Annotated in this window: 12 protein-coding genes; 4 read left to right on the top strand and 8 right to left on the bottom strand. The window is 46.5% G+C overall.

All coding sequences use genetic code 11. The annotated features are described in order from the left end of the window. The 8 genes from Q0546_RS03230 to Q0546_RS03195 all read right to left on the bottom strand — a co-directional run. A partial coding sequence (locus Q0546_RS03230) for a fumarate reductase iron-sulfur subunit (RefSeq protein ID WP_298790475.1) occupies positions 1–629 on the bottom strand: 629 nt, incomplete at its 3' end. Beyond that, positions 622–2640, bottom strand: coding sequence for a fumarate reductase flavoprotein subunit (locus tag Q0546_RS03225; protein ID WP_298790474.1), 2019 nt, complete (start codon positions 2638–2640; stop codon positions 622–624). The genes Q0546_RS03225 and Q0546_RS03230, both read right to left, overlap by 8 nt. Before the next feature lie 18 nt (positions 2641–2658). After that, positions 2659–3357, bottom strand: coding sequence for a fumarate reductase cytochrome b subunit (locus Q0546_RS03220; protein ID WP_298790473.1), 699 nt, complete (start codon positions 3355–3357; stop codon positions 2659–2661). Between the two features lie 105 nt (positions 3358–3462). Beyond that, a complete protein-coding gene (lgt, locus tag Q0546_RS03215) occupies positions 3463–4278 on the bottom strand; it encodes a prolipoprotein diacylglyceryl transferase (protein WP_002949758.1) in 816 nt (271 codons plus the stop codon). Beyond that, positions 4275–4832, bottom strand: a complete 558-nt coding sequence (locus Q0546_RS03210) for a hypothetical protein (protein WP_298790470.1) — start codon at positions 4830–4832, stop codon at positions 4275–4277. The genes lgt and Q0546_RS03210 overlap by 4 nt, the downstream gene beginning before the upstream one ends. 49 nt (positions 4833–4881) lie before the next feature. Further along, positions 4882–7041, bottom strand: a complete 2160-nt coding sequence (locus Q0546_RS03205; protein WP_298790469.1) for a cation-translocating P-type ATPase — start codon at positions 7039–7041, stop codon at positions 4882–4884. After that, positions 7041–7244: a heavy-metal-associated domain-containing protein gene (locus Q0546_RS03200; protein WP_298790468.1), complete on the bottom strand. Its 204-nt coding sequence runs from the start codon at positions 7242–7244 to the stop codon at positions 7041–7043. The genes Q0546_RS03205 and Q0546_RS03200 overlap by 1 nt, the downstream gene beginning before the upstream one ends. Continuing rightward, on the bottom strand, positions 7241–7795 hold the full coding sequence (locus Q0546_RS03195) for a GNAT family N-acetyltransferase (protein WP_298790467.1): 555 nt from the start codon (positions 7793–7795) through the stop codon (positions 7241–7243). The genes Q0546_RS03200 and Q0546_RS03195 overlap by 4 nt, the downstream gene beginning before the upstream one ends. A 117-nt stretch (positions 7796–7912) precedes the next feature. Here Q0546_RS03195 and Q0546_RS03190 point away from each other — a divergent pair, with 117 nt between their 5' ends. From Q0546_RS03190 to Q0546_RS03175, 4 genes are all read left to right on the top strand, one after another. Then, positions 7913–8620, top strand: coding sequence for a YebC/PmpR family DNA-binding transcriptional regulator (locus Q0546_RS03190; protein ID WP_298790466.1), 708 nt, complete (start codon positions 7913–7915; stop codon positions 8618–8620). A gap of 14 nt (positions 8621–8634) precedes the next feature. Then, the gene (locus Q0546_RS03185) at positions 8635–9129 is read left to right on the top strand and encodes a peptidylprolyl isomerase (RefSeq protein WP_298790465.1); all 495 of its coding nucleotides are present in this window, start codon (positions 8635–8637) and stop codon (positions 9127–9129) included. 89 nt (positions 9130–9218) lie between these two features. Further along, a complete protein-coding gene (locus tag Q0546_RS03180; protein ID WP_298790464.1) occupies positions 9219–10589 on the top strand; it encodes a cation:dicarboxylase symporter family transporter in 1371 nt (456 codons plus the stop codon). An 18-nt stretch (positions 10590–10607) separates the two neighbouring features. Continuing rightward, the gene (locus Q0546_RS03175) at positions 10608–11396 is read left to right on the top strand and encodes a tetratricopeptide repeat protein (protein WP_298790463.1); all 789 of its coding nucleotides are present in this window, start codon (positions 10608–10610) and stop codon (positions 11394–11396) included. Positions 11397–11401: the final 5 nt, after the last annotated feature.

Raw genomic sequence — 11401 nt, 5'->3', positions numbered from 1 at the left:
GTCATACAGCCAAACACGCCGTCATCATCGCCGATAAGCTCATAAAAGTCCTCGTCGGTTCGTTTATCTAGTGCGTCGATTTTAAATCTAGCTACGCGGTTAAGTCCAACAGCACCGATGAAATCAGGCCTCATAATAGCCGTACCGCACGCAGCTACACAGATACCGCACTCGATGCAGCGATCAAGCTCGAACACCTCTTGTGCGACTTCAGGCTCGACTTTTTCCTCAAGCTTAGAGATATCGGTCTCGTGGTCGGTGTGTATCCAGCTCTCCACGCGCTTACTCATCGCGTTCATCCAGTTGCCCGTGTCTACGCTTAGGTCTTTTAGTAGCTTAAACACCGGCAAAGGCATAAGCTCGATCACGCCGCCTGGATAGTCTTTGGTTAGCGTACGGCAAGCTAGCTTTGGCGTACCGTTAACTAGCATACCGCAGCTTCCGCAGATACCGGCGCGGCAAACGAAGTCAAAGCTAAGATCCGGGTCAAATTTCTCGCGAATTTGATTTAACGCTATAAAAAGCGTCATGCCGTCGGTTTCTTCTAGCTCGTAGGTCGCGAAATGCGGCTTTGAAATTTTGCTTAACGGATTATATTTGAATGCTTTTATGGTTATTTTTCTACTCATATCCTATTCCTGCTCTTTCGTTTGGTGCTTTATATTTAGGCTGAAGATCATAGTGCATTAGCGCTTCTTGGATCTCGTATCTGCCTTTGCCTTCGGCTTCCATTTTAGCGCGGATCTCATCGACTTGCGCTTGGCGTACGGCGCTGTCCGGGTGCTCGATAATGTTACCCTTAGCTCCGTATCCGCGAAATGCCGGCGGAATTTCCATTTTCATAATATCAAGCGGCTCATACACGATAGTCGGTAGCGTATCGCCCTCTTTCCAGCTAGTTAGAGTTCTGTTTAGCCAGTTTAGGTCGTCGCGTTTCGGATAGTCCTCGCGGCAGTGAGCTCCGCGGCTCTCGGTGCGATCAAGCGCGCCTTTTGCAATACAAAGGGCTAGTTTTAGCATCTTTGGTACGCGGTATGCTTCCTCAAGCTCAGGGTTGCCAAATAGCGCCTTGTTTGCGACTTTAACGTCTAAAGATTGCCTATAAAGCTCTTCTAGCTCTTTTACGGCCACGGCAAGACCTTCGCCGGTTCTAAAGATCGCCACGTGTTCCCACATGATATCTTTCATCTTGTTTTTGATCTCAAATACGTTAAATTTACCCTCTTTTTCGACAAGGCTCTTTAGGTAGTCTTCCTCTTTTTTAACGAATTTTTCGATGTCGTTAGTATTTATCTCGATCTCGTGTTTACCGCAGTAGTCGGCAAAATAATCTCCCACGATCATGCCCGCGACGACAGTTTCTGAAACGGAGTTGCCGCCTAGACGGTTAAATCCGTGCATATCCCAGCATGCAGCCTCGCCAGCACTAAATAAACCCGCTAGCGTCGGACTCTCGCCTGTAGGCTTAGTTTTGATGCCGCCCATAGAGTAGTGCTGCATAGGTAGGATCGGCGCCCAGCCTTTACCGCGCTGACGTCCGTTCTCGTCGGTATATACTTCGGTATCGGCAGGATCGATGCCGTTAAAGATTTCGCAAATTTCTTGAACGTCGCGCAAGTTTTTCTCGATGTGCTCGCGTCCTAGGATTGAGATATCTAGCCAAACGTGATATCCGTATGGGCTAGGCACACCTTTACCTGCGCGGATGTGCTCCATGATGCGGCGGCTTACGACGTCGCGGCTAGCTAGTTCTTTTTTCTCAGGTTCGTAGTCAGGCATAAAGCGATATCCGTCCACGTCGCGTAAAATTCCGCCGTCGCCGCGGCAGCCTTCTGTTAAAAGAATGCCAGATGGAACGATCGGAGTCGGGTGAAACTGCACCGCTTCCATATTTCCCAGTTGTGCAACGCCCGTCTCAAGAGCAATAGCAGCGCCGATACCCTCGCAAACTACGGCGTTTGTAGTGTGTTTATAAACCCTTCCGTAGCCGCCCGTAGCGATTAGCGTGCCTTTTGCGACGTACGCCGTGATCTCGCCGTTAACCAGATCGCGAACGATCGCACCGTAACAGCGGTTATTTGCGTGGATTAATGCGATAGCTTCTTTTCTATCGTGGATTTCGACGTTATGTTTTAGAGCTTCGTTTGCTACGGCAAAAAGCATCGTGTGACCCGTAGCATCCGCCGTAAAGCAGGTTCTCCATTTTTTTGTACCGCCAAAGTCACGGCTGTGAATAAGTCCATGGACCTCTTCTTTTTCTACGATAGTCGTTTTTTGAGCGTTGATGATAGCGCTTCTTTCGCCTTTTGTTATACGAGTCCAAGGCACGCCCCAAGCGGCTAGCTCGCGGATCGCCTTAGGCGCAGTTTGACAAAACATACGTGCAACTTGCTGATCACAGCCCCAGTCGCTACCTTTTACCGTGTCGGCAAAATGCACATCCTCGTTGTCGCCTTCGCTCATTTTTGAATTTCCCAAAGAGGCTTGCATGCCGCCTTGCGCAGCTGCAGAGTGCGAGCGCTTAACTGGGATTAGGCTTAAAACTACCGTACTTAGCCCCCTTTCTCCAGCGGCAACGGCAGCTCGAAGCCCCGCTAGACCGCCTCCGATAACTAATGCGTCATAATATTTTACGTTCATTTTTTAAAGCTCCTTTTTCTAAAGACTGATCCACACGAAATCAGCGATCAGCGCGATGACCGCGAGCACTCCAAAAACCGCAAATATCGCAGTTTTGGCTTTATTTCTTTTTGCGAACATCTCTTGTTTGTTTACTCCGTCGATGCTTATCCATTTTATGTATAGGCGGTACATTCCCACGCCGGCGTGAACAACCATAAATACAAGTAAAGCGAAGTAGAAAATTTCTAGTTGATGAAATGCAGCCGCTGATTTATCGGCAGTGATGTGTCCGCCAAATATTATATCGACTAGGTGCGTGCTGGCTGCGAAAAATAGAGCAAAACCGGTTAAAAACTGAAACCACCAAAGCGTAGTATCAAGGTGTTTCATACGGTCTTTATGACCTTTAAACATAATGTATTGTCTGTAGTTTGCAGGGAATTTCCTCATCGCTAAAAACGCGTGAGCGATAAAAACGGCAAATATTACCGCAGCGATAACGTTAGTGATCCACCACGTAGCCTCGCCGAATAAAAATTTAGCCTCCGCAAAACCTACAACGGCGTTAAATGCGCCCTTGCCGAATAAAATGGTAGAGGTAAATACCATGTGACACAAAATAAAACAGGCCAAAATCAGTCCCGTTATACTTTGCCATCTGTCCCAAACGGCAGGAGTACGACTTTTTTTCGTATCCGCTTGCCTACCTAAGAAGCCCTCGATTAGCCCACTCATGAGCCCTCCTATAAAATTGAAATAAATTATCATAACTTAAAAGAAAATTAAATTACGACACTATAAAAACGGCGTAATAGTATCGTAAATTACTTTAAAAACCTTTTAAAATTTTGTATATTTTTTATTTAAGATAATATAAAGGAAAATGCCGCACGCAAACATTAAAAAGGATAGTATCTGCCCCATAGATAAATTTAAAAATACAAAGCCGATACCGAAATCAGGCTCCCTAAAGAACTCGCAGACAAATCTTGCAAAGGTATAAAGTATGGCATAAAGAGCGATGAGTTCGCCGTCAAATTTTTTAAATTTTCTATAAACAAAAAGGATAGCAAAAACCGCAAGCCCTTCTAAAATGGCTTCATAAATTTGCGATGGATGGCGCATCTGTCCCGCGACGTTGATCGCCCATGAGACGTCCGTGATACGACCGAAAAGCTCTTGATTTAAAAAATTTCCTATGCGACCGAAAAAATATCCAAGCGGAATACTAAGCGCGACGAGGTCCAAAAGCTGCCACAAATTTTGCTTAAATTTACGGCAAAAGGCCCATGTCGCTATCAAAAACCCGACCACAGCGCCGTGATAGCTCATGCCGCGGATACCGACGAATTCGCCGTTGTGAAAGGGGTTAAAAATCTGCCAAGGGTGAGTGAGATAATAAGCGGTATTTGGATCGTAAATGACGATGTAGCCCAGCCTTGCGCCCAGTATCACGCCGATTTCCACCCAAAAGAAATAGTTATCAAGCAGCGAATTTGAAATTTGCATATTATCGCGCTTGACGATAAATTTAGCCACGCCGAGCGCCACGAGTAGCGCCAGGACGTACATTATCCCATACCAGTGCACCTTGATGCCAAACAGCTCAAACGCGACCGGATCGAAATTTATATAAAAATCGTTCCACCAACTCATCTAGGTACGACTTTGACTTTTAGCGTATTTTCGATACCGCTCGCAAAATCCTCGAAAAGATAGCCCATCGCGCAGTAAAATTTGCTTCCTGCCTCATTTTGCAGGACGGGAGCTAGCTTTTTGGCGTACGGTAGCAGATAGGAGCTTAGCAAAACGCCTAAAATTTCCTTCGTCTGTTCGTCTTGTTTTAGCTCGACGACGGAGGAGAAAAACGAAAGTTCGTTAGTTAGGCTATCAAGCGCACTGACGTTTAAATTTGGGCTAAATTTGCACTTTTTATAAAAGCCTTCAAGGCGCGCCTTGTCGCCCTCGAAAAAAAACTCCGCGTTAAAATATTTTTTCAAATTTGCGAAGTCCTTTGCGATCTCTAGGGTGCTTTCAGTTTTTATCGACTCCTCGTATAGCGCGCGCCCTTTGGCATTTGCTTCGCTATCGTTTGTTATTATCCATTTTGGATTTTTATTTAGCTCGCTAAAAAGCTTTGCACTCGGCGGCAAAGCGAAATTTAACGCAAATATCCTTGCGATCACGGCGTAAAATTTACCTAAATTCATCTTTTCCCTTTTTGTTTTTTGCGGGATTTTACAAAATTTAGGCTAAATTTTAGATTTGCTTAAATCGTAATCTGATCGAATTTAACACGACCGTGACCGAGCTAAAGCACATCGCCGCAGCTCCGTAAACGGGCGTTAGCATGAGGCCTAGAGGCGCCAAAACCCCAGCCGCAACTGGGATACAAACGGCGTTATAAACAAACGCCCAAAACAAATTTTGCTTTATCGTTTTCATCGTCTCGTTGGCCAAATTTATCGTAGCTACCGCGCTTTTTAGGTCGTTTTTTACTAGCACTACGTCGCCGGCCTCTTTTGCGATATCCGCGCCGCTACTCATCGCGATACCCGCATTTGCTTGTTTTAGCGGGGCGGCGTCGTTGATACCGTCGCCCACAAACAGCACCGCACCCTCTTCTTGCAGACGTTTTATGGTTTCAAATTTTTCATTAGGCAGCATGCCGGCAAAGACCTTTTCGATGCCCAACTTGCCAGCCACGTTTTTAGCGGTGAAGGCGTTATCCCCGGTTAGCATCACGGGCGTTATGCCGGCATCTTTTAGGCTTTGCATAGCCTGCGCGGCGTCGTCCTTTACCGTATCGCTAAGCGCGATAAATCCAACGTAAATTTTATCCACAGCCGCGAGTATTACGCCGTTTCCTTCGTTTTGCGCTTTGGCGATTTGCTCTTTAGTCTGCGCATTTATCTCCACGCCAAGCTCGCTTAAAAGAGCCTCGTTGCCCGCTATTACGCTGCCGTCCTCACTCTTTACGCCGCGTCCCGCGATATTTTCAAAACCCTTTTCATCGCCTAAAATTTTAAGCCCGAGCTCGTTTGCGTATCTAACGATCGCAGCAGATATCGGATGCGAGCTTTTGGCCTCTAGCGCGGCGATTTTGGCTAAATTTTCATCGTTTATATCTGTAAAATTTACGGATATTTCGCCCTTAGTTAGCGTGCCCGTTTTATCAAATACCGCGTATTTCACGTCGCCAAGAACCTCTAAAACTTCTGGATTTTTAATGAGGATTCCGTTTTTAGCGCCTAGAGATAGCGAGGAGACGATGGCTATCGGGGTGGCAAGCCCCAGCGCGCAAGGACATGAGATAATCAGCACGCAAACAGCGCTTAACACGCCTTGTAGCGCATTTCCCGTAATCACAAACCACGCAAGAAACGTAACCACGGCGATAGCTATCACGCTAGGCACGAAGATATTTGCCACGCGGTCGGCAAAGCGGCTAATAGGCATCTTTTTGCTCGACGCATCGCTTAAAAGTTCTAAAATTTGCGACAAAAGCGTCTGGCTAGCGAGCTTTGCAACCTTTACGTTGATGTAGCCGTTTAAATTTATCGTTCCGGCATTGACCTCGTCGCCTTGTTTCTTGTAGACGGGCAAGCTCTCGCCCGTTAGCATCGAGGTGTCGATCTCTGCGCCGCCGTTTATCACGACTCCGTCGCAAGGCACCGCGTAGCCGCTCTTTACGACCGCGATGTCGCCTATTTTTAGGCTCGCGGCATCGACTTCCAGCGCGCTACCGTTTTTTTGTAGTACGAGAGCGGTCTTTGGCGACATATCCATGAGCGATTTTATATAATCGCCCGCGCGAGCTTTTGAGCGCTCTTCTAAAAATTTACCAAGCAGCACGAAAGCCGTTATCATGGCTGCACCCGAGACGTAGAGGTGGCGCATATTTTCAGGTAGGCGATCGCCCGCGATAAAAACGCCCAGCGAATACGCAAACGCCGTGCTTGTTCCCAGCGCTACGAGCACGTTCATATCGAAGTTTTTATTTTTTAGCGCGCCGTAAGCATGGATAAAAAAGTCCCGCCCACACGTAGCTATCGTGATAAAGGCAAGCGCCAGCATGATGGCTGATTTTGCCGCGCTTGGTTGCTCGCTCATCTCAAGCGCCATGATCACCGCGCTAAAGGCTGCAGCGGCTAGGAAATTTCGGCGTAAATTTAAGATATGTTTCTCGCGTTTGGCTTCAAATTCCGCCAAATCCTTTGCCACGCCGTAGCCTAGTTTTTTTATCTTTTCCTCTATCGCGGCTTGTACTTCGGCGTTTTCGACGATAAATTCGCCCGAGCCATTTGCGAAGCTGACCTTCGCGTCTAGCACGCCCGCGATCTTTTTCGTCACGCGCTCGATGGCGTTTGAGCAGTTTACGCAGGTCATGCCCGCGATGTTTAGTTTGATATTTTGCATCAAATTTTCTCTATGACGCTAAATCCCAAATCATCCAGCTCCTCTTTAAATTTCGCCTCGTCCTTGCCTTCTAAATTTACGCTCACGACCCTTGGCTCTACGCTAAGATCGACCTTTATCTCGCCGTAATCGCCTTCAAGAGCGTTTTTTATGGTGTTTGCGCAGTTTTCGCAGTGGATGTTAGCAACCTTAAATTTAGTCATTCTATCTCCTTTGTCATATGGTAGTATTTGTGAGAATTTATGATCATTTTGCAGTCGGTCTCAAAGCCCAAACGCTCGTAAAAAGCCTTGGTTTTAGGCTTTTTTTCATCGACGATGAGAGCTACTTTTTTGATATTTCGTTTAGGCGCGAGGGCAAAGATAAATTTGATCAGCTCTTTTGCGATGCCTCGTCCTCGAAATCTCTCGTCCACGGCAAGACTATCGATATATAACTCATCCGCGAAGCACTCCGCCTGCGGAAATTCGCTTAAACCGAGCATTCGCAAATGCGCCCTGATGGGCCCATCTAGCGCATCGATCTCGCCTCCGTCGTAAGCGCAAATCGCACCCGCGATCTCGCCGTCAAATTTGAAAACGAATACGTTGTTGTAGCTTAGGCGGTTTATCTCGCTGCGGAAAAATTTATGCAAAATTTCATCGCTCTTAACGGGGTCGCTCACGCCGCTAAGCGTAAAAGCGATGTCCTCCATGGCTAAATTTAACAGCTCTATGCAGCGCGCGGCGTCGTCTTTTCGGGCATTTAAAATCATACGAGGATTATAGGACTTAAAGCTAAATTTTTTGCTAATACGCTCAAAACCTCGCGTTTTTAAAAAAATGCAAAATTTTTTTAGATATAATTGGGCAAAAATTTTTAAAGGAACGAAATGGGACGAGCGTTTGAATATAGGCGCGCCGCGAAGGAAGCGCGCTGGGACAAGATGAGTAAGGTTTTTCCAAAACTCGCAAAAGCCATAACCGTGGCGGCTAAAGAGGGCGGCACAGAGCCTGATATGAACCCGAAACTTCGCGCCGCGATAGCAGCGGCCAAAGCGCAAAATATGCCAAAAGACAACATCGACGCGGCGATAAAACGCGCCAGCGGCAAAGATAGCGCGGATATCAAGACCATCTTTTACGACGGCAAGGGTGCTCACGGAGTGCAAATCATCGTCGAATGCGCTACTGATAACCCGACTCGAACAGTCGCAAACGTCAAGGCGATATTTAGCAAAAACGGCGGCGAAATTTTGCCTAGCGGAAGCCTAAATTTCATGTTTACGAGAAAGAGCGTTTTTGAGCTTGATATGCCCGCAAAAGAGCTTGACGAGATCGAGCTAGAGCTCATCGACTTCGGTCTAACCGAGATCGAGGAGGAAGACGGCGTGCTTTATATCTACGGCGATTACGCAAGTTTCGGCACGCTAAGCGAAGGCATCGAAAAACTGGGCCTAGAGGCTAAAAAAGCAAGCCTACAATACATCGCAAACTCGCCGGTAAGTCTAAATGAAGAGCAAATGAGCGAGGTAGAAAAGCTGCTCGACAAGCTCGAAGATGACGACGACGTGCAAGCGGTTTATACAAATATCGAATAAATTTAAGGAACAAAATGAGAAACGACGAACTAAAAATCTACGACATCGACGCGGCCGAGCTTGCTAAGCTCAAATTTGCCGTGATCCATACCGAAAAAGGCGATATGAAGCTCGAGCTTTACGGCGACGAAGCGCCGCAAGCCGTGACGAATTTTGCCACTCTTGCCAAAAGCGGCTTTTACGACGGGCTAAATTTCCACCGCGTGATCCCAAATTTCGTGATCCAGGGCGGCTGCCCGCACGGCACGGGCACCGGAGGGCCGGGCTGGCGCATAAAATGCGAGTGCGTAGGCCAAAAGCACAAGCATAAACGAGGAGCCTTATCCATGGCGCACGCCGGACGCGATACGGGTGGAAGTCAATTTTTCGTCTGCCATAGCGCGCAACCGCACCTTGACGGCGTGCATACGGTGTTTGGACAGATCGTGGATGAACCTAGCCTAAAGACTCTAGATAGCGTCAGGCAAGGCGACAAGATAAACTCGATCGAAATTTTAGAGAGTTTGTAAATTTAATAAAAGTCGGGCGGCAGTTTGAGCTCTGATAATCCGCACGATTTCGTTATTATGCGATTTATTAAAATTTTAAAGGATATTTCTTGAATCAAAACGCTTCAATCGCGGTAAAACCGCAAAAGCCTTTTATAGTTAGACTACTTACCAATCTCGCGTTTTGGGTGATTTTCGGTATCGTTGCCGGTATCGCCGTGGGAGTATTTTTTCCCGAGCTAGGCATAGAAAGCAAGCCCGGTATCGATTACTTTATCAAAGCCCTAAAAGCGCTCATCGGCCCTATCATCTTTTTAACGATAGTCTCTGGCATCATAGGGCTTGAGAGTATGAAAGACCTAGGCTCTATCGGGCTTAAGGGATTCATTTACTTTGAGGTCGTAAGTACTATCGCGCTAGCCGTTGGTATAATTTTCGGCGAAACGCTAAAACCGGGGCATGATATGCACCTTGACTATACGCAGCTTGACGCCTCTAGCGTGGAGAAATTTACGAGCCAAGCCTCGAGCATAGACGCAAATAGCGGACTCATAGCCCATACGCTTCATATTTTGCGCGGTGCGGTTCCGGTGGACAGCATCTTCCCTTACGTACATCTGCTTGATCCGTTTATCAAGTCAAATACGCTGCAAGTGCTATTTATGGCGATCGTAACGGCGGTTATTATATCTTTTTTAAAACACGATCATAAAAGTAAAATCCTAAAACCGCTTGAGATAATTCAGCACTGGGTGCTAAAACTACTTACGATTTTGATGCTATTTAGCCCCGTCGCGGCGTTTTCTGCTATGGCGTATTTGATCGGTAAATTCGGCATCGGCTCGCTAATAGGCATGCTTGAGCTACTTTTCGTTATGGCGCTTGCGAGCTGCTTTTTTATCTTTGTAGTTCTTGGCGCGATTTGCTATTTTGCAAAGGTCAATATCTTTAAATTTATGCGCTTCATCGCAAAAGAAGTCTTGATCGTATTTGCGACGAGTTCCTCAGAGACCGCGCTAGCTCCGCTCATGCAAAAGCTAGAAGCCGCAGGCATCCACAAAGGCGCAGTCGGGCTCATCATACCGACTGGATATTCGTTCAACCTTGATTGCACGAACATCTACTTGTCGCTTAGCGTTATTTTCCTCGCTCAGGCTTTTGGCATCCCGCTAAGCATCGAGCATCTGATACAAATTCTCATCATCTTGATGGTAACTAGCAAAGGTGCAGTGGGCGTCACGGGCTCAGGATTTATCGTACTTGCCGGTACGCTTGCCGCGCTTCCTAGCGCAGGTATCCCCGTCGTCACGGTTGCGGTGCTACTTGGCGTGGATAAATTTATGTCCGAGATGCGCGCGGTAGGAAACCTCTGCGGCAACGCCGTGGGCTGCCTAATCATCTCGATCTGGGATAAAAAAGTAGATATGGAGAAATTCCGCTACGCGCTCGATCACCCGGACGAGTTTCACTTCCATTCGTAAATTTAAAGTTATAGATTTATGAAAAAAGTTTTTTTGCTATTAGCCGCTGTAGCTATTTTATTTTCAAGCGAAACACTACAAAAAGAATGCAATGACAATAACGCCACAGGTTGCGTTCTTCTAGGGTTGCGCCATAGTGGAGATATCTTTTTCAAAACTAGCGATATAGAAGAAGACTATAAAAAGGCTATCAAGCTATTTACCAAGGCTTGTAACCTAGGAAACCCATTGGGATGCTCAAGCCTGGGAGATATGTATAAGAATGGTAAAGGCATAGAACAAAACTATAACAAATTAGCAGAATACTATTCAAAAGCATGCGATCTTGGTGCCAGTGCTAGGTGTTATGACCTTGGTCTTTTATATAATAGCAGTAAAGAAATAAAACGAGATGTTGAAAAGGCAATAAAATTTTATTCCAAAGCCTGCGATGCAAAGTACGTGGGATGCTCTGAAGCTGGTTGGTTGTATGAAGAAAAACAAGACTATAAAAAAGCAGCCAAACTATACTCCAAAGCCTGCGATTTGGAGGATATGACGGGATGTTCTTACCTTGGAACCCTATATGAAGAGGGTAAAGGCGTAAGGCAAAGCTATAAAAAAGCACGCGAACTGTATTTACAGGCTTGCACAAAACCAGGTTTTGAACATAGCCTGGCATGTTACGGCCTTGGAATTTTATATAGCGAGGGCAAAGGCGTGCGACAAAACAAAACAACAGCAAAAGAATATTTCGGTAAAGCTTGCGACATGGAAGTGCAAGCAGGTTGCGACGAATATAGAAGATTGAACGAACAAGGTTATTGATTCGC

The sequence above is a fragment of the uncultured Campylobacter sp. genome, assembly GCF_937997465.1.
Classification (GTDB): Bacteria; Campylobacterota; Campylobacteria; order Campylobacterales; family Campylobacteraceae; genus Campylobacter_A.
Note: the sequence above shows the minus strand (reverse complement) of the source record. Positions and strands in the feature narration are given on the sequence as shown.

Excerpts from the sequence above, each read along its gene's own strand:
- Q0546_RS03225 (WP_298790474.1), bottom strand. The coding sequence starts at position 2,640 with ATGAACGTAAAATATTATGACGCATTAGTTATCGGAGGCGGTCTAGCG.
- Q0546_RS03220 (WP_298790473.1), bottom strand. The coding sequence starts at position 3,357 with ATGAGTGGGCTAATCGAGGGCTTCTTAGGTAGGCAAGCGGATACGAAA.
- lgt (WP_002949758.1), bottom strand. The coding sequence starts at position 4,278 with ATGAGTTGGTGGAACGATTTTTATATAAATTTCGATCCGGTCGCGTTT.
- Q0546_RS03210 (WP_298790470.1), bottom strand. The coding sequence starts at position 4,832 with ATGAATTTAGGTAAATTTTACGCCGTGATCGCAAGGATATTTGCGTTA.
- Q0546_RS03205 (WP_298790469.1), bottom strand. The coding sequence starts at position 7,041 with ATGCAAAATATCAAACTAAACATCGCGGGCATGACCTGCGTAAACTGC.
- Q0546_RS03200 (WP_298790468.1), bottom strand. The coding sequence starts at position 7,244 with ATGACTAAATTTAAGGTTGCTAACATCCACTGCGAAAACTGCGCAAAC.
- Q0546_RS03195 (WP_298790467.1), bottom strand. The coding sequence starts at position 7,795 with ATGATTTTAAATGCCCGAAAAGACGACGCCGCGCGCTGCATAGAGCTG.
- Q0546_RS03190 (WP_298790466.1), top strand. The coding sequence starts at position 7,913 with ATGGGACGAGCGTTTGAATATAGGCGCGCCGCGAAGGAAGCGCGCTGG.
- Q0546_RS03185 (WP_298790465.1), top strand. The coding sequence starts at position 8,635 with ATGAGAAACGACGAACTAAAAATCTACGACATCGACGCGGCCGAGCTT.
- Q0546_RS03175 (WP_298790463.1), top strand. The coding sequence starts at position 10,608 with ATGAAAAAAGTTTTTTTGCTATTAGCCGCTGTAGCTATTTTATTTTCA.